Source organism: Pseudomonas sp. NPDC047961 (assembly GCF_050272435.1).
Lineage (GTDB): Bacteria > Pseudomonadota > Gammaproteobacteria > Pseudomonadales > Pseudomonadaceae > Stutzerimonas.
On record NZ_JBNNMD010000001.1, the window covers coordinates 726899 to 745447 of the forward strand.

At 57.7% G+C, this 18549-nt stretch carries 14 protein-coding genes and 1 pseudogene; 2 read left to right on the forward strand and 13 right to left on the reverse strand.

The window, feature by feature from the left end:
• Positions 1 to 143: 143 nt before the first annotated feature.
• Positions 144 to 434: a hypothetical protein gene (locus ACQKIK_RS03410; protein WP_241530445.1), complete on the reverse strand. Its 291-nt coding sequence runs from the start codon at positions 432 to 434 to the stop codon at positions 144 to 146.
• Positions 415 to 2439 carry a phosphotransferase gene (locus ACQKIK_RS03415; RefSeq protein ID WP_045429283.1) on the reverse strand — a complete coding sequence of 675 codons (2025 nt, stop codon included), beginning with the start codon at positions 2437 to 2439 and terminating at the stop codon, positions 415 to 417. The genes ACQKIK_RS03410 and ACQKIK_RS03415 overlap by 20 nt, the downstream gene beginning before the upstream one ends.
• A 324-nt stretch (positions 2440 to 2763) precedes the next feature.
• On the opposite strand from ACQKIK_RS03415, the gene ACQKIK_RS03420 reads away from it, so the two are divergent.
• Positions 2764 to 3519: a hypothetical protein gene (locus ACQKIK_RS03420; protein WP_499134769.1), complete on the forward strand. Its 756-nt coding sequence runs from the start codon at positions 2764 to 2766 to the stop codon at positions 3517 to 3519.
• A 264-nt stretch (positions 3520 to 3783) separates the two neighbouring features.
• Here ACQKIK_RS03420 and ACQKIK_RS03425 read toward each other — a convergent pair whose 3' ends face one another.
• The 9 genes and pseudogenes from ACQKIK_RS03425 to ACQKIK_RS03465 all read right to left on the reverse strand — a co-directional run bounded on the left by ACQKIK_RS03425 (position 3784) and on the right by ACQKIK_RS03465 (position 12915).
• Positions 3784 to 4191, reverse strand: a complete 408-nt coding sequence (locus tag ACQKIK_RS03425; RefSeq protein ID WP_045429286.1) for a BLUF domain-containing protein — start codon at positions 4189 to 4191, stop codon at positions 3784 to 3786.
• Between the two features lie 134 nt (positions 4192 to 4325).
• Positions 4326 to 4535: pseudogene (locus ACQKIK_RS03430) on the reverse strand (transposase); the annotation flags it as partial.
• Positions 4536 to 4820: 285 nt separating this feature from the next.
• The gene (locus tag ACQKIK_RS03435; protein WP_499134771.1) at positions 4821 to 6227 is read right to left on the reverse strand and encodes an alpha/beta hydrolase; all 1407 of its coding nucleotides are present in this window, start codon (positions 6225 to 6227) and stop codon (positions 4821 to 4823) included.
• A 318-nt stretch (positions 6228 to 6545) separates the two neighbouring features.
• Entirely contained in the window at positions 6546 to 6719 is a 174-nt protein-coding gene (locus ACQKIK_RS03440) for a hypothetical protein (RefSeq protein ID WP_196766687.1), read from the reverse strand.
• A 172-nt stretch (positions 6720 to 6891) separates the two neighbouring features.
• Positions 6892 to 8376: a sodium/proline symporter PutP gene (gene putP / locus ACQKIK_RS03445; protein WP_045429288.1), complete on the reverse strand. Its 1485-nt coding sequence runs from the start codon at positions 8374 to 8376 to the stop codon at positions 6892 to 6894.
• A gap of 253 nt (positions 8377 to 8629) precedes the next feature.
• Positions 8630 to 9049, reverse strand: coding sequence for a group I truncated hemoglobin (locus ACQKIK_RS03450; protein ID WP_241530443.1), 420 nt, complete (start codon positions 9047 to 9049; stop codon positions 8630 to 8632).
• The gene (locus ACQKIK_RS03455) at positions 9049 to 9906 is read right to left on the reverse strand and encodes a DUF3034 family protein (RefSeq protein ID WP_241530442.1); all 858 of its coding nucleotides are present in this window, start codon (positions 9904 to 9906) and stop codon (positions 9049 to 9051) included. The genes ACQKIK_RS03450 and ACQKIK_RS03455 overlap by 1 nt, the downstream gene beginning before the upstream one ends.
• Positions 9903 to 12260: a putative bifunctional diguanylate cyclase/phosphodiesterase gene (locus ACQKIK_RS03460; protein ID WP_241530441.1), complete on the reverse strand. Its 2358-nt coding sequence runs from the start codon at positions 12258 to 12260 to the stop codon at positions 9903 to 9905. The genes ACQKIK_RS03455 and ACQKIK_RS03460 overlap by 4 nt, the downstream gene beginning before the upstream one ends.
• Positions 12244 to 12915, reverse strand: coding sequence for a methylamine utilization protein (locus ACQKIK_RS03465; RefSeq protein ID WP_241530440.1), 672 nt, complete (start codon positions 12913 to 12915; stop codon positions 12244 to 12246). The genes ACQKIK_RS03460 and ACQKIK_RS03465 overlap by 17 nt, the downstream gene beginning before the upstream one ends.
• 235 nt (positions 12916 to 13150) lie before the next feature.
• Here ACQKIK_RS03465 and ACQKIK_RS03470 point away from each other — a divergent pair, with 235 nt between their 5' ends.
• Positions 13151 to 13375, forward strand: coding sequence for a DUF3203 family protein (locus ACQKIK_RS03470; RefSeq protein ID WP_045429298.1), 225 nt, complete (start codon positions 13151 to 13153; stop codon positions 13373 to 13375).
• A 113-nt stretch (positions 13376 to 13488) separates the two neighbouring features.
• Here the strand turns inward: ACQKIK_RS03470 and putP (ACQKIK_RS03475) are convergent, their stop codons facing one another.
• Both putP (ACQKIK_RS03475) and putA read right to left on the reverse strand, forming a co-directional pair.
• The gene (putP, locus tag ACQKIK_RS03475; protein ID WP_499134773.1) at positions 13489 to 14973 is read right to left on the reverse strand and encodes a sodium/proline symporter PutP; all 1485 of its coding nucleotides are present in this window, start codon (positions 14971 to 14973) and stop codon (positions 13489 to 13491) included.
• 206 nt (positions 14974 to 15179) lie between these two features.
• Positions 15180 to 18341, reverse strand: a complete 3162-nt coding sequence (gene putA / locus ACQKIK_RS03480; RefSeq protein WP_241530438.1) for a bifunctional proline dehydrogenase/L-glutamate gamma-semialdehyde dehydrogenase PutA — start codon at positions 18339 to 18341, stop codon at positions 15180 to 15182.
• Between the last annotated feature and the right edge of the window lie 208 nt (positions 18342 to 18549).

The following is an 18549-nucleotide window of genomic DNA, read 5'->3' on the forward strand; positions in this document are numbered from 1 at the left end:
CGGGGCAGTGAGGGGCTTATCCTGAGAGCGGACAGCGAGATATTCCGTAGACTCTACGGAACGATGCAACTCCTAGAGCTAAGAATTCAGAGCAGCGGCGGTTTGGCCGCGCTCTCTAGAAAACTGAGGCTTAAACGAGAGCGTCACACCTTATACTTTTCATACTCATCTAAGTATAGGCGCTCAGACTCATCACGAAACTGATTCCGTTTCAGATGCAAGTCGGCCAGCTTTCCACTGATACTTTTATATATTATTTGATGGGCTTGATTTTTAAGTTTTTCGTCATCGTACTCGTCGATTTCAAAATCATCTTCCAAAGCTAAAGTAACCAACCTCGACAAAACGTTCTTACCTATCTTGTCTACAGGTTCGTATCCGCCTTCGTCGGTTAAGAAATAGCCTTGATGATTTTCAATTTTTAAGATTTTCATATCCAGCCTTTCGCTCCACATAAGCAGTTTCGCCTGCTTCCAACGAGTCCATAGTTACTTGAAAATTACCTATTTTCTTTCCATCAGTTGAGATCAGCTCCTTATCTGACGGATGCCCCGAATATCTTCTATATATGATACGCCCTCCTTCGACCTCCTTGGCAGTGTAAACTATATAATCAGCCTTAATTGAAGCCCCAACCACGCTATTATGCGTAACAATGACAACCGGCATACTTCTGGATATTTGCTTTAGCATTTGATTAACCTCGCCTTTTAGAAAGACGTTATCAAATGACGACTCCGGCTCATCTATCAATAGATAATCAAAGTTCTGAGCATCTTTGATTTCTTGCAACAATCTAAACTCAGATCTTTCACCACCAGAAACCTTAAAACCATCCTTATTCAATATCTCATAATCGATACAAGCAAAATACCTATAAAACTCCGACGGAGTCAGACTGTCGTTTGCCTTCAGAGCAGCAAGATACTTATATGGGTTAGAGTAATCTCTGAACGCATCACTAAAAGCAACTTTCTGGCCGCTAACTTGCTTGATTTCGCCAGCACCTGAAAAAGCACGCTGCTTACAGACAACCTTAAACCCTTGAAAAATTTCCTGGAAAATTAACTTCTCCTCTTGGAGCAGCTTGGTAATTTGAATAAATCTAGAGATCTTCCTGCGCTCAAGCATAATATTATAAAGATCGACATCCTTAACTTGAGTAGCTGACGTCCTTAGCTGAAGTTTGTTTTTAACATCTCGCACAATGTCATTAACCAAACACTTCTTCTTTCTTTCATATGCCTTGGACCATAGAAGCAATATCAATTCGCAAGCCAAGGCCTTCAGCCCGGACATATCAACATACTTATCGATAACCGCCCTATACTCAATATTTTCTATTAATTGGCGAACAGAGCCGATTAGATTATTAAGCGTGTGATCTTCGCCAACCTCAAATAGGGCCTCGTTAAACAAGACGACCCGGGAGAATGAGTCTAGCTTTTCGGTTTCCTCAGCCGATTTCAAAAGACTTTCGAGATAATCTGTGACCTTGCGTTGATTTATCTCAAGGTCAATATTCAGAACATCGCCTAAAACAGCTTTGAATGGGGCTAAATGTTTATCCGCAAAAGTACTTTTTTGGCGAGCCACATCCGCGTTGAATTCCTTCTCATAGCTCGCATCATCCCTTTGAACAAGAGAGAATTGCTGGATATATTTTACGTTTTCGAAGTCACTATTTATCTGGGCTAAGGTTACAGTTTTCCCTGAAGACCTAGCCCCAAGAACAATATTTAACCCCGTAGACAGCTTCTGCCCATCGTCAAAAACCTCGAACAGTGAATTCCCATCTGATTTAGATAGTGCCACTTTGGATCTATCCAGAAGACTGTATTTCAATGATTTTATGGACAACTCTCCACAATCTATATACGTCTGCCTAATTGGAAACTTGCTCATCCCCTCAGAAATTCGAACATCACTAAAGATTACCGGCGTTAATTCGGCCTCATCTTTGGTCATTCGAACGAATTTTTTAGGACTATCAACCTCACCAGAGGAGATATACCCCCGTATTTTCTTTATTGTTTCTGCGTGGAGGCTGGGTCTTTTCTCATAGTGAGGGATTACTAAATAATTATTCAGATCACCAAAAATCCGAATTAACTCATCGACGCTTATTGAATCTCCTACAGCTACAATTTTCTGCGTCACAGCATTCGCTTTTAATTGGAAATCATCTAAATTTTCCCTTTCAGATATTATAAGAACATGACCGCTTTCTAAATTTATTTCAATTCCCGGAAACACCACGCAACTTACCGCTTCAACGATTTCGTTGTATTGGGCAAGATCAAACATATCATGATTCGTTATGGCAATAGCATCTAAGCTTGCGGAGCACACATACTGCTTTAGTTTTTCCAATGAAAACTGAAAGTGTGACTCACTAACCGTTGGAATCGTATGCATGTGGAGATCAATTTTCTTCAATTTTCGCTCCATAAATAATCAGAAGAAAAAGAGCAGCTAGAACCCTTAGTATGCCGCAATATCATGAGGATCAATCACAGCGCAAAACTTGACCAATTGCCGAGGGGGTTTTACTGTGCAGCGTTCAGCGAAATCTTATAGTTCTTTCTAAGTCCGACCGTGCTGGCCAGAACCCTACGAGGGTAATACGCTGGATGTCCAGCAGAACTATCAAGGAAGTGGTGAAAATCGCTGTGACAAACTGCCTCGCGACGGCCAAGCGAACCAACCGACGAGAGAAAACGGGCCATTTACATGGCACCGATCACGAAGCAAGGAGGCGACATGAAATCGGACTGGGACGATGCGCCCGAGTATCTACGCAGCAGGAAGAAGCAAGGGCCATGGCGATTCCTAGCGATACTGGGGGTCGGTTCGGCGGTCATCGCGGCACTGGCATTGACGTTCGGAAAGCCGATCGTTCTGGACATGAACCAGATCAAGCAAGGCATTCGTATCGGCGGCAAGCCTTTGTTTAACCCAGAGCCAGCACAACCCATTCAGCCGATTAGCCAGCCATCCGTTGCAAGCTACGAAGCCCCAGCAGTAGAACCGACACCAGCGCCCCAGCAGCGTCAGCTGAGCCAAGAAGAAATCGAGTGGTTCGCAGAGCGTTCGGCGGAGGCCGCGCAGTCTCGCCAAACATCATTCAACGATGACAACTACACGCCCAAGCAGCCGGCCAGCACCTACACTCCGCCGGTAGTCCGTGAAGGTGCAGCAAAGCCCGCTAGTAGCGAGCGACGTCCGCGCACGGTAAGCCGGGAGCGCACATCCACATGGATAAAGAGCTGGAATGGCGGTACTAACTATCTGGCGGAGTGGGTGGCAGTAAACAACTACATCGACGGAACGAGCGTGTGCGGCAATCATCGCCGAGGCTCAATCGACTATAGAGAATGCCGCAAGGCTGCCAAACAGCACTTCCATGAACAATGTCAGACATGGCGTGCCCGCTTTGACGGTGATCGCAAAGATCTAAGCGATCGGATGAAAACCCGTTATTGCGGAGCAGCAAGCAGCTTTAACCCAATGGGCTGAGGTAGCGGAAGCTTCAGAATTATCAACATTGAGGAGCGTTTAGCATACGCTTGTTGTAGATGGCCTTGTACAGCAGAATTTACCGCAGCTTCGACCAGTACTCATCACTGAGTAGTAATCGGGGCATTGCAGACTCGTATTGGTGTTGTGTGTGAGCTACAACGATACGAGCTTGTTCCTATACATAAATGATTTAGATCGAAGCTGGGCCACCCCCTACACATTGACCACAGGTCATCCTAAACAGGGGTTTGTGGTCACACCCTACTTCGCGTCTCCCAGCATCTGTGCAAACTCGCGCATCGTCTCCGTGAACGTACTTGCATCGATGACCTCTAGACGGCGGGCGCGCGATTTGGAGATATATTGAAATTGCAAGGGATCGCTCTTGATGCCCCCCATCGACCACTTCCCAAAGATCCGATTGTTCGCCGGCGAAATATAAAGAATCTCTGCACCACTGTGTCTGGGATCATCTAGAATCTTCACATATTTCCGGAGAACATCCTGTTCCTGCCCTTCTAAAACTTGCATGAACAGTCCACCACCGTGGACCAGGATGCCAGTAATACTGCTGGCCGGATTATTTTTGCGCGAGGACAGTAGTATGTCCTGCACTTGTTCATTCGATATTGTGGGGGCGGCACGGCTGATATAGAGAAGTCGAATCATTGAGTTACCTCTGTCGGTGGGCAAAGTGTTTGGCTGGACGGAGGGCCTTCAAGGGGGCGATAAAGAAAACGGATAAATCGTACGCTAAGCATGCGACCTGTCAGGTTGAAGCCATAGAGGTTGGCTGCGAGCTAACCTGACGCGGACCAGGCATTGAAACGCTTGTAGCCTTTGCTCAAGCTTACGAATGCCTCGGGAAAATCTCGCCAGGGGCATCCTCCGCGCATGCGATACAGCATGCCTTCGACGGTCATCCGTAGATTACGCTTGTTGTAGATGGCCTTGTGCAGCTGAATTTCCCTCAGCTTCGACCAGTGCTCATCACTGGGCAGCAATCGGGGCATTGCAAGCTCGTACTGGTGTTGTGTAAGAACTACAACGATACGAGCTTGTTCCTCTACATCGATGATTTAGATCGAAACGGGAATACCCCTAGCAGACATGTCGAAAAAGTGCCGAAATCACTGTGACGCATTGCGACGAAACGAGCAGGCGAGATAGCTGGAAACCCCGTAACGACACGCTTTGAGACGGAACGACACACCAAGCATAAGGGTTCGATCCCTTCGCCCGCTCCAATTAAAAAGCCCTGCCGGAGCAGGGCTTTTTCGTTTTCCGTCGCTAGCGGATCAACTCTCAGGGCAAGCCGGCAACGACGTCCGGTTTTGAGTGCCGTCATTACGCGTAAATTGGCAGCCGTAGGAAGGGTTTGCGACTACGCGCGGATTGAGGACCTCGTCACCCGCCGGCTTGATGCCCTGCTGATCCCACTGGAGCATTGCCGCCATCGCTTCAACCTGCTCCTGATACGTGAAGTCACAGTGGCTGGGTGCGCGAATGGCACGCTGCACCAGCAAGTCCCCGTTGCCGTTGGCTTCAGCGTTGCGGCGATAGATCTGCTGGTGCTTGAACGGCACGTAGAGGTCGCCGAGGGTGTGGATGCTGACTACGGGCACGTTGAACTGGCCGTTCACGACTGGAATCCAGCGCAGCCCGTCCGGGCGGATGCTGTTGGCCGGCGGATGGCCGACGACGCGGATGATCGAGTCGTTGAACTCGCGTTCTTCGCGGGACATCGCTTTGTTCGTGTCGAACTGATAGCGGGTGGCGAGGTTGCCACTGAGCGCGTCGGCCAGAATGCCGTTTACCGAACCGTCTTGGCCTCCGGTGCCCAGTACGACACTTTGCAGGCTGGTGCGGAAGCCCTCGGCAAAGATCGGGCGTTCACCACCGCTGAGGTCACGAACGATGCCTTCCAGCTTCTCACCCTGCGGCGACGGGTCGGTCGGGTAGCTGTCCCACAGCGTTCCGATAATCTGCGGCAATTTGGCCTGGAAATCCGTCGCCGGGAAGGTGGTCGGGCCCTGCCCGGCCAGGTGCTGTGCGGCCAGGGTGAAGTTCATCAGGTATTCGAATTCATAGACGTCACCCGTGACGCCGCACATCGGCACCGAGCCGCTGTAGCGCACCGGATTGTTAGCGGTGGCGTAGGTCTCGGCTTCCACCGCGGCCGCAGCGACGTGGCCGCCCATGGAGTGCCCGGTTATGTAGGTCTTGCTCGGCTGGGCTTTGCCGGTCAGCTCGCTGAAGGCCAGCGCCAGCGCGTTGGTGTCTTCAATGCCGGCGCGCACATCGTAGTAATTCTTGCTGTAGCTGGAGGCCGCCCAGGCGTATCCCTGTTGCAGCAGCCATGGACGGATCGGCGGCGGACCAACGGTCAGTTCGGGTCCGGTACCGCGATAGCCGTGCGCATACATGACGAGCATGCCGTTCCAATTAGGTGGCACTTCGATCTGGTAGGACGCGCCCTCGTAAACGCCGGTCCAGCGCTCGCTGGGCAGACCGGGAAATGCTGCCAACGGCGAGACAATCGGGGCGAAGGCGCGCGAATCCTGTTCACGTGATTCGCTGTGAGAGACCGGGGGCTTGATCGGCTTGGACCGTGCCTGAACATCAGCAGCTATTCCGATAGTACCGACCAGCACCGCGCCGGCGACGGCACGCGTGCAGGCTAAAGCCAACTTGCTTGGAAGCATGAGAGGTTCCTCAGATGTTTATTGTTTTTGTTTTAGCGATGCGAGCTTTGCCGGGCTTGCCAAGCGCAAGCGGTACGCGCACTCCAGACTAACCGTGGCAGAAAGCTTAGACCTGTCAAACCATTCGGCGGCTCAGGGGATGAGCGGCTATGTCGTCTCGGAAATATCAGGACTGTCGCCGTGGTTATGATGGCTGAGCACGGCGGGTAAGCGAGGCGAACAAAGAAACCGAATCGAGCAGGAGACGATTCCTGGCGTCACTAGGAGGGGTACTGAATGGCAGTCGCCATTCAGTTGGTGGGAGGGGTTGCGCCTGGGTCAGCAGTTGCCCTTCTTAGCCTGGCCCGGCGGGCAGTGATTGCCGCCGTGGCCACCGCCACCGCCATCACCGATGTCGATACCGACACCTGGCAAGCGCAGGCTGCAGCCAGTCATCAACAGAGCCGCCAGCACGATGGCTGCGGCGCGAGTCATCACGGATTGCGCTTTCATTGGAATACTCCTGAATTTCCTCTGGACGCCAAGGGCTGGCGCCTGAGGAACAGTATCCGCCGCTGCGCGCCTCGAAGACAGAGGCATCTTCTTCCGATTGAGTCGAAGTTACACGGCAACTGAGATGCGACAGGATCATCACCAGCGAAGGACGATCCTGTCGAGGCCTCGCTTAGCCCGCGTGGTACTCCGCGTCAGCCACTTCGAAGCGCTGCTGAATGGAAGCCGCCGGCTCCTTGCCCATGATGCTCACCACATAGATGGTGATGCTGGCGAGGATGAAGCCTGGGATGATTTCGTACAGTCCGAGACCGATGAACTCCTTCCACACCACCACGGTGATAGCGCCGACCAACATGCCCGCCAGCGCACCGTTGCGCGTCATGCGCTTCCACACCAGCGAGATCAACACCACAGGCCCGAATGCAGCGCCGAAGCCGGCCCAGGCGTAGGACACCAGTCCCAGCACCTTGCTGTCCGGGTTTGACGCAATGCCGATGGCGATCAAGGCAATCAGCAGCACCATGCCGCGACCGACCCAGACCAGTTCGGTCTGCGACGCGCCCTTACGCAGGAAGGCTTTGTAGAAGTCCTGGGTCAGTGCGCTGGAGCTGACCAGCAGCTGCGCACTGAGGGTACTCATGACGGCAGCCAGTACGCCGGAGAGGATGATGCCGGCCACCCAGGGGTTGAACATCAGCTTGACCAGTTCCATGAACACACGCTCGCCGTTCTCAGTGACCGGACCGGCCAGCGCGGGGTTGTCGGCGAAGTAAGCGATACCGAGGAAGCCCACGGTTACAGCGCCTGCAAGCGTCAGGATCATCCAAGCCATACCGATGCGGCGAGCGTTGGGAATGGTCTTCACCGAGTCGGCTGCCATGAAGCGCACCAGGATGTGAGGCTGACCGAAGTAGCCAAGGCCCCAGCCGAGCAGCGAGATGATGGCGATGAAGGACAGCCCCTTGAACATGTCGAAATTCGACGGATCCTGCGCCGCGATCGTGTCCATGGCGGTGCCCATGTCGCCCAGCGCGAGGATGACGAATACCGGAGTGATCAACAGCGCGAAGATCATCAGCGTCGCCTGCACGGTATCGGTCCAGCTCACCGCGAGGAAGCCGCCGATGAACACGTAAAGAATGGTTGCCGCTGCACCTACCCACAGTGCCGTACCGTATTCCATCCCAAAGGTCGACTCGAACAGGCGCGCTCCAGCCACCACGCCGGAGGCGCAGTAAATGGTGAAGAACACCAGAATCACCAGCGCCGAAAAGATGCGCAGCAGGCGACTGGTGTCCTCGAAGCGATGAGAGAAATAGTCCGGCAGGGTCAGGGCGTTGTGATTGTGCTCGGTGTGCACGCGCAGACGGCCAGCAACGAAGATCCAGTTGAGCCACGCACCAGCAATCAGGCCGATGGCGATCCAGCTTTCGGACAGGCCCGCAACGAAGATCGCGCCCGGCAGCCCCATCAACAACCAGCCGCTCATGTCGGACGCGCCCGCCGACAATGCGGTGACGAAACTGCCGAGGCTGCGGCCGCCGAGGATGTAGTCGTCGAAGTTCTTGGTGGCGCGGTAGGCGGTGAAACCGATAAGAATCATCGCCGCGATGTAGATCACGAAGGTGATCAGAGTGGGGGTACTCACATTCATTGGTTTTGTTTTCCTTGTGCTGCGGGGACCAGGCCCCGCCTTCACTGACGAAACGCGAACGCTTGTGGCGCAGCGTTGGCAACGGATGGGTCGGGTTAGAACCAAAGCATAGCGTCTCGATGCACTCTGCGCTCGTGACCGGACAGTTTTGACTGGGAAACGTGCGAACGGAACGACCTAGGGCCGTCCTTGGCTGACCAGGCTGGCGAACCGGTCATGCAGCGATTTGTTTTGATCGTCACCGCTAGCGCTTTCAGCGGTCGATGACTTGCCCGCGCATGGGCGCCAGGCGCGCCAACAAACGGTTCTGCGCCGGCATCGAGACACCCTCATCAGTCATCGCCGCCTGCAGATCTTCGACCAGCGCATTGAAGTCGCTGGGTGTCAGCGCCAGGCCCTTGTGGCTTTCCTCCATACTGTCGCCGGTGTAAATGCACGGGCCGCCCGCCTCGACGCAGAACCGCTCGATCAGCTTGTCGCGCACACGCTGGATATCGACAGTTTGAAAGTGTTCGACGATGCGCGGGTCCCGGGCAATGCGCAGCAGCATCCCTTCCACGATGCGGGTAATACCGGGCTCGCCACCTAGCTGCCGGTACAGGCTGTCATCCTTGATCGCTTGCTGGGTGCAGGCAGCAAGCCACAAACAGAACAGCAGGACGAGCCGGTGCATCAAAAGCTCCCTTGTACGGACAGGTAAGCGCCATCCTGATTGTCCAGCGTGGCAATTTCACCGAGCCGCGCATAAGCCAGCACCACGGCAAAGCGCTTGTTGGGGAAATAGCCGAGAAACAAATCCGCCCAATCGCTTTCGCCGGCGAACGACAGGTTGTCGGGCTTCTCCCGGTATTCGACGCCGAGCACCCAGTTCGGATTGAACAACACAGCGGCTGAGCCTTCCTTGAGCAGGCTGCGGCTGTCTCGACGGTCACCGCCGAAGCCGAGCAGGCCGAGTTCGTTGGCGCGGCTGTAGCGGACGCCACCGTTGAGCAGCAGGTTGTAACCAAAGGCACCGCCGAGGATAAGCCGACTCGCGGTGAGGTAGGCCTCGGTGTCTTCGTCGCGCTGAGCACCGATCAACGACGGGATCAGGAAGTCCTTCTGGCGTTTATGCTGTGCGCCTAGCGAAACCTGAGGCAACCGGTCATAGAGAAGATCGCCGAATAACCGCAGTTTGATGCCGAAAATGTCCTGGCTGAGGCTGTTTTCCGGGAGCGACAGGTCCCGCGCCAGATTGCCGAGATCGAAACGCTGCCGCGCAAAAGACAGCTCAAGGCGATTATCGAAGGCAAACGCCACACCGGCGACGTCTAGTCGGTAGTCGCCCGTTTCGACGCGAGTCGCGAAGACATCGCCGCCCCACTCGCCTCGCTCGCCGTACCCGGCCAGCACAGCCCACGGCGTGATCCCGCCGCCCGCAGCACCTTCGATACCCGTCGCGCCACCGGTAGCCAATAAACGCCCCGCATCGGCACTGGCGATCATCGGCACGCAGCACGCGGCCAGCAGCAGTGTTCGCAGGACTGTCATGAAGGCTCCTTGAGCGGTCGCGCAGCCAGGTGGGGTTGCTGTTTCAACCAGGCCTCGAAGGCATCAGCAGGCAGCGGTCGGCTGAAAAAATACCCCTGCAGGGTGTCGCACCCCCAAGCCCGCAAAAGGTCACGCGTTTCGCCATGTTCGACGCCTTCGGCGACGACCTTGAGGCCCAGCGCATGGCTCATGTCGATGGTCGAACGGACAATCACCGCATCGCCACAGGTGTCGTCCAGCTCGCGAATGAACGACTGATCGATCTTCAATTCCTGTACCGGCATACGCCGCAGTTGAGCGAGTGAGGAGAAGCCAGTACCGAAGTCATCCACCGACAACCGAATACCCAACGCACGCAACCGATGAAGCATCGTCAGCGCGCGCTCCGGATCGCGCATCATGGCGCTTTCGGTAATCTCGAATACCAGCTGGTCCCCCGGAATCACGTAGCGCTGCAGCAACTCGGTCACCCGTTGCTCCAAGGTCAGGCTGCTGAGGTCCTCGGCGGAAATGTTCAACGACACTTCCATGTACAGGCCGCGACCGTTCCAGATATGTAGCTGCCGCAGCACCGCCTCGATCACCCAGGCGGTAAGCAGCTGGATGCTGCCCGTGCGTTCAGCCAACGGAATGAATTCGCCGGGCGACACCATGCCATAGATCGGGTGATTCCAGCGCAGCAGCGCCTCGGCTTGGTAGACCCGACCGTGTTCGAGATCAACCTTGGGCTGAAAATGCAGATGTAGACCACCGGCGTTTGCGGCATGCCGTAGGTCGCGAATCAGGCTGATCTGCCGCTGATGGGCATCGTCACGCCCATGCTGGTAGAGCTGCAGACCGTCCGGCATCTGCGCCGCGTCCTGCATGGCGATTCTGGCGCGGCGCAGCAACTCGTCGACGCTGCCGGCATCGTCCGGATAACCGGCCACACCGATGTGTGCTTCGATGCGCATTTCAAGCTCGGCGACGCGCACTGGCAGGGCCAATGCCTGCTGCACCGCCACCGCTGCGCTGAAGGCGTTGTCAGCAGAGGTATCGCTGACGATCAGCAGGAATTCATCGGAGAGCATCCTTGCCAGGTGATCACCGGGCTGCAAGCCTGCCTGCAGGCGCTGGGTCAGTTCGCGCAGCGCCTGGTCTACGCCTTCGGAGCCGCCACTGTCCTGCACGGCGTCGAGGTTACCGATACCAATGTGCAAAACCGCCGTTATCCGGCCGGCCTCGACAGCACGGGAAAGCAATTCGGCGGCCAGGGATCGATTGGGCAGACCCGTCACATCGTCGTGCAGCATGTTGTGTGCAATCAGTTGCTCACGTTCGGCGATGCCGCGCTGCATCTGGTTCAGCGCTTTGGCCAGGCTGCCGAGTTCATCGTCGCGGTCCAGTTCGATGGGCGTGTGGTAGTCACCGCGACCGACCCGCTGGGCGGCTTGAGCCAGCGCGTTCACCGGTCCTGAAAGACTACGTGCCAACATCAGCGCTCCCAACAAGGAGGCAATCAGGCCAACGAGCGTAATCAGCAGGATCCGCATATCTAACTGGTGAAAGCCCGCCAGCGCGTCGTCCAGCGAGCTGTGGGCCAGGGCAATCACGCTATAGCCATCACCCTGCGACAGCACCACGTCCTCGTTGAGATAGCGCTCACCATCGAGTGTCAGCTCTTCGATGCCATTGGCATGTTCATGACGACGCCAACCATCGATCAGTTCGGCATGGGCCTCGGACTTGAGTGTGGTCGCCAGCTGTTCGCTGTTGCCCTCCGCCTTGGCCAGAAAGGACACGTCCAGGCCCGTTAGTTCCTTGAGCTCGTGCGCAAGCGCTTCGTCCATGGCGAATCCCATCACCACTCGCGCAATGGGCAAAGGCGCGCGGACCTCAGCCTCGACCAACAGGTGCGCCTGTTGATCGAGCACTACGATGAGCAGGGTCGGCCCCTGCCCTCGCGCGTCTCGCAGTTCAGCGGCGTAGCGGAAGGTATCGCCGGGTACGGCATTGGACAGGCTCGAGGCCAGCACCCGACCGTCCAGGCCGATCAGCATGGCTTCGCTGGCATTGATCCGGGCCGCCTGATTGGCCATCGCCGATTGCAAGGTCAGGGTATCGCCGGTGGCCACCGCCTCCTTGAAGCCGAAATCCGCGACCAGCACCTGTACGCCGTCACGCAGTTGACGACTGCGAATGTCGATCAAACGCTCGAATACTCGTAACCCGGAATCGAGCCGCTCGGCGGCCTGCCGGCTTACGGCCGCTTCGGTCACCAGACGCACAGAGAAATACAGGGCGCCGATCACCACCAGCAGAAAGGCGGCGAGGGTCCACGAAAGACGTGCGTGAAAACTAAGGGTGCGCGTCATGGGCGGCTTTTCTGAACGCGTCGGCAAAGGGTGTGGGTGGCGGCGCCGAGGGTTGCAGCGCAGCGGCAATAGCAATCGGCAGTTTCAGCTCGATCGGCACAGCCCCCACTTCCAGCCGCCCCGCCTCGATGGGCGGCATGTCAACCAGCGCCGGGTGCCAGAGCGTAGAGGGGTAATGGCCGGCCGGCACGTCCAACTGGATGCGACCCTGCTCGTCGCTGACGGCGAACCATGGATTATCGGTGATATAGACGTAGCCGAGCATCCAGTCATGGATGTTGCAGCCCAGCACCACTAGCCCCGGTCGATCGAAGATGACAGGCTCGCTCGGCGTGCCTTCGTAGAGGCGCAGCTCGAACCGCTTTGCCGGTGAAAACGAGTAGACCTGATGGCGAATGTCATCGCCATTGGGAAAGCTCACCGCGGTGCCGGTCGCAACGGCCAGCACGGCCGGTGAGAACTGTTTGTCGATCTGATCCATGACCGCCACGGCGACGGGTTTGGCCTGCGCCTGCCCCGCCAGGCTGAGCACAGCGCCCTCCACCGGACGCCCCTGCGCGTCGAACACAAACGCGCTGAACGGCTGGGCCTGCGCTGATGTGCTGAGGGCGCAAAGCAGCAGAAAACAACTGGACCACACAACACGATTGAACATCTGGCTGACTCCGCCACCTTGACGATTACCGTGGGACTACCGCCTTCCTTGGCAACCTGCTGGCCTGATCAGGCTAGCCTATTGCCATCAGTTGATCAGCATAATTTTCGCTTCTGCCTACGCCGTTGTCGGATTCAATTACCGCTACGCACAAACAGATCGTCCTGGCTACTGTCTCACTCTGAGTAGCTGCACCTTTCAGTGCGGCTCCATCGCACACCCGAGGAGACCCGCCATGACAGTCAACATCGATACTGCAAACGGCACCTGTTCAACCACACTCGAAAACGCCACCCAGACCTGCGCCATCAAGGACGTCCGAGTCTCGACAGATCCAGCAGCTCGGATGTCCATGGCTCATATCAGTGGCCATAGCGTTCACGTGACCGAAGACATGGCTGAGCATCTGATCGCAGCAGGCGCGAAGGACGATCGCAAGAACCTTGTTGTCGACGACTAACCACGCCACATGAGTCATCGCCGACCAGCGGTTAATGGTTGGTCGCGGATACAAAAGAAAACCCCGCTGCCGGAATGCCGGCAGCGGGGTTTTTGGTTACGACAGCTACTCAATCAGCGGCCTTGATATTCGCTCTCGGCGTCTTCGAAACGCTTGATCATGCTCGGCGACGCGCCACCGCCGACTTTGCTGAAGATGACGATCGCAAGGCTGGCGAGGATGAAGCCGGGAATGATTTCGTAGAGCCCCAGCCCGACGAATTCCTTCCACACCACGACCGTCACCGCGCCAACAATCATGCCGGCCAGCGCACCGTTGCGCGTCATGTGCTTCCACAGCAGTGAGATCAGCACCACCGGCCCAAAGGCTGCACCGAAGCCTGCCCAGGCGTAGGACACCAGGCCCAGCACCTTGCTGTCCGGGTTGGAGGCGATGCCCAGCGCGATGAAGGCGATCAGCAGAACCATGGCACGACCCACCCAGACCAACTCGGTCTGCGAGGCGTTTTTGCGCAGCATGGCCTTGTAGAAGTCCTGCGTCAGGGCGCTGGAGCTGACCAGCAGCTGGGCGCTGAGCGTGCTCATGACGGCAGCCAATACACCGGAGAGGATGATGCCCGCGACCCAGGGGTTGAACAGGATCTTCACCAGTTCCATGAACACGCGCTCGCCATTCTCGGTCACCGGGCCGGCCAGTTCCGGATGCCCTGCAAAATAGGCGATGCCAAAGAAGCCCACGGCCACAGCGCCGGCGAGGGTGAGGATCATCCAGGCCATGCCGATGCGGCGGGCGTTGGGGATGGTCTTCACCGAGTCAGCCGCCATGAAGCGCACCAGGATGTGCGGCTGGCCGAAGTAACCCAGGCCCCAGGCCAGCAAGGAGACGATGGCGACAAAGGACAAGCCGTTGAACATGTCGAACGCGGCCGGGTTCTGCGTGGCAATCGTATCCATCGCCGCGCCCATGTCCCCCAGCGCGAGGATGACGAACACCGGGGTGATCAGCAGCGCGAAGATCATCAGCGTGGCTTGCACGGTGTCTGTCCAGCTCACCGCGAGGAAGCCGCCGATGAACACATAGAGAATGGTGGCCGCCGCACCGATCCACAGCGCGACGTCGTACGAAATGCCGAAGCTGCTCTCGAACAGACGCGCGCCGGCAACCACGCCGGACGCGCAATAGATGGTGAAGAACACCAGCACGACGAGCGCCGAGAAGATCCGCAGCGTGCGGCTCTTGTCCTCGAAACGGTGCGAGAAGTAGTCCGGCAGGGTCAGCGCGTTCTTGTTGCGCTCGGTATGAACGCGCAAGCGGCCGGCCACGAACAGCCAGTTCAGCCAGGCACCGGCGATGAGGCCGATGGCAATCCAGCTCTCGGACAGGCCCGCGACGAATATCGCGCCTGGCAGGCCCATCAGCAGCCAGCCGCTCATGTCCGAAGCGCCTGCCGACAGCGCGGTGACGAAACTTCCCAGGCTACGTCCCCCCAGGATGTAGTCATCGAAGTTCTTGGTGGCACGGTAGGCGATGAAGCCGATCAACAGCATGGCGCCGATGTAGATCACGAACGTGATCAAAGTGGGAGTACTGATGCTCATTTTGTTCCCTCGTTAGTTGTTGTTGATGGGCGCGAGGGTATTCCCGATCCCACCTGGCAGAGGGCGATGGCGGTTCGCGCCATCACCGGGACGGGCTCACCTGAGCCCATCAGAGGCGGAAGAGCGATCCGCCAACTGTTCTGGTTGTTCTATTTAACCGACGGTCTCTGAACCGAGCCGCCGGCCGTTTATTGCCGAGTCGACGATCAGTCGTCTCCCAGCGACAGCAAGGACGCGTTCCCCCCAACAGCAGTGGTGTTGGTAGAGGTTGTGCGCTCGTTGACGAAGCGCAGCAGGTAGCTCGGGCCACCGGCTTTCGGGCCAGTACCGGACAGGCCACAGCCACCGAACGGCTGCACGCCAACCACCGCGCCGACCTGGTTACGGTTGACGTAGAGGTTGCCGACTCGCGCCAGCGCTTCAATGCGGGCTGCGGTTTCCTCGTTGCGGCTGTGGATACCGAGGGTCAGGCCGTAGCCGGTGGCGTTGATGTCAGCGACGACCTTCTCCAACTCCGCTGCGTCGAAGCGCACCACGTGCAATACAGGGCCGAATTGCTCCTTCTTCAGCTCGTGGATTCCGCCGATTTCGAACGCCACGGGCGCGACGAAGTGACCGTTGAGGCTGCCCGGCAGCTTGGCTTCGGCGATCAGCTTGCCTTCTGCCTTGAGCTGCTGGATGTGCGCCAACAAGCCTTCGCGGGCTTCGGCATCGATCACCGGACCCAGGTCGTTCTCACGCAAATGAGTCGGGCCCACTTTCAGCTGGTCCATCGCGCCTTTGATCAGCTCGATTACCCGATCAGCAATGTCGCGCTGTACGTAGAGCACGCGCAGCGCCGAGCAACGCTGGCCAGCACTGGTGAAGGCCGAACCAATGGCATCCTTGACCACCTGCTCAGGCAATGCGGTGGAGTCGACGATCATCGCGTTCTGACCGCCGGTTTCGGCGATCAGGGTAGCGATGGCGCCCTCCTTCTCGGCCAGCTGGCGGTTGATGATGCGCGCCGTGTCGGTGGAACCGGTGAAGCACACGCCGACCACACGCGGATCGCGGCAGAACACACCGCCGAGGGTGGCGCCGTCGCCCGGCAGGAAGGCAATTGCGTCCTTCGGCAGGCCGGCTTCGAACATCAGTTCCAGCGCGCGAGCGGCGATCAGGCTGGTCTGCTCGGCGGGCTTGGCGAGCACGGTATTACCGGCGACCAGAGCCGCGGTGATCTGGCCGAGGTAAATCGCCAGCGGGAAGTTCCAGGGGCTGATGCAGACGAACACGCCGCGCCCTTCATGGAACAGCTCGTTACGCTCGCCGGTCGGACCTTTGAGTTCTTCGCAGCCAAGTTTCAGGCGGGCTTGCAGCGCGTAATAACGGCAGAAATCGACCGCCTCGCGGACTTCGTCAATGCCGTCCTGCAGGGTTTTGCCGGCTTCCAGCGTGCACATGGCCATCAGCTCGGCGCGGTTGGCCTCCAGCAGATCACCAAGACGCTCAAGGATCTGCGCACGTTGCTCGATCGGCGTCGCGTTCCAACGCGGCCAGAAAGCGGCCAGGCCATCGATAGCCTGTTTGGCATGCTCGGCGGTGGCGAACTGCGCGGTACCCACTTCCTGGCTGAGCTGATACGGGCAATGCACCTTGTGCGCGGTGCCGGTAAGCGTCTGCCCACCAATCACCGGGGCGGCCTGCCACTGACGGTCGAGAAACGTTTGGTAGGCGCTGGACAGTTCGTTCCACTGAGTCTGGATGTTCATGTTGATGCCTTGCGAGTTGGTCCGGTTGCCGTACAGCGCCGGCGGAAGCGGGATGCGATGGTTGCCGAGGGTCTTGAACTGACGCAGCTGGGTCACCGGGTGGTCTATCAGGGTTTCGACCGGCACGCGCGGGTCGACCAGCTGGTGAACGAACGATGAGTTGGCGCCGTTTTCCAGCAGACGACGCACCAGATACGGCAGCAGGTCCTTGTGGGCACCGACCGGCGCATAGATGCGTACGTTCTTGCGGTACTTTTCGATCACCGTGTCGTAGAGCGCATCGCCCATGCCGTGCAAACGCTGGAATTCGAACTCGCGCGGCGTTTTCAACTCGCCGACCATCGACAGGATGCAGCTCACGGTGTGCGCGTTGTGGCTGGCGAATTGCGGGTAGATCACGCCGCGGGTGTGCTCGGACAGCAGATACCGGGCACAGGCCAGGTAGGAGGTGTCGGTGCCCTCCTTGCGGGTGAAGACCGGATAGCCGTCCAGGCCCTGAACCTGACACTGCTTGATTTCGCTGTCCCAATAGGCGCCCTTCACCAGACGCAACGGGATACGCGCGTTCAGCTCTTTACCCAACAGGGTCAGCCAGACCAGTACCGGCAGGCAGCGCTTGGAATACGCCTGGATCACCAGGCCGAACTCGCCCCAGCCGGCGATGGCCGGGTCGCGCATCAGTTTTTCGTAGAGTTCCAGCGAGAGCTCGAGGCGATCGGCCTCCTCCGCGTCGATGGTGATACCGACATCCAGGCGGCGCGCCAGAATCGCCAGCTCGCGAACGCTTTCGAACAGTTCGGTGAGCACGCGCTCACGTTGAGCCACCTCATAACGCGGGTGCAGTGCGGACAGCTTGATTGACACCGAAGGACGCGGTCCCGGACCGACCTGCGGTTCGGAGCCCACGGTTTCCACAGCCTGCCGGTAGTCAGCCATGTACTTGCGCGCATCTTCGGTAGTCAGCGCCGCTTCGCCGAGCATGTCGAAAGAATAGGTGTAACCCTTCTCGCGCTCGGGACGGCCGTTCTTCAAGGCTTCGGAGATGGTCCGGCCAAGCACGAACTGCTTGCCCATCAGCTTCATCGCCTGATTCATGGCAGCACGGATGACCGGCTCACCAGAACGCTTGACCAGCCGGCCTATGACGTTCTTCGGGCGGCCATCGGAGTTGTCCGGGTCGACCACCTTGCCCGTCATCACCAGGCCCCAGGCCGCGAAATTGACCAGCACGTTGTCGCTCTGTCCAAGGTGGCGTTCCCACTCGGCGGCGTTGAGCTTGTCGCGGATCAGCGCGTCGGCCGTGGCCGAATCCGGCACACGCAGAAGCGCTTCGGCCAGACACATCAGCATCAGGCCTTCATGCGTATCCAGGCTGTACTGGCGCAGCAGTGCATCAAGGGTGTCGACGGCGTTATCTCGACCGCGCACCGCTTCGATCAGCGTACGGGCTTCACGGCGGATGGCTTCAATGCCCGCTTCGCCGGGGTCAGCGAGCTGCAGCAGCTCGCTCAGGTAGGCCGCCTCGTCAACGCTGTAGTTGGCGCTGATGGCGGGGAAGAATTCGGCGGCTTTCAGATTGGCGAAATCGCCCTGCAAGACTTGACCGGCTTTGAACATCGCGCCGCTCCTCTCGTGGAGTGTTGTTGTGTTTGGATCTGGTTAGACGGCGACGCGCGGGCAGCAATGCGCGGGCGGTTCGCCAAACGGGTAGGCGAATCTAAGGCGGGGACGTTTTCGGTTGTTGCGCAAAACTACGGAACTTTTTCAAAAACCTATGGGTTTTGATGAGCGTCAAAACCCTGTCATGAAAAGTCGCTAAAGCGGT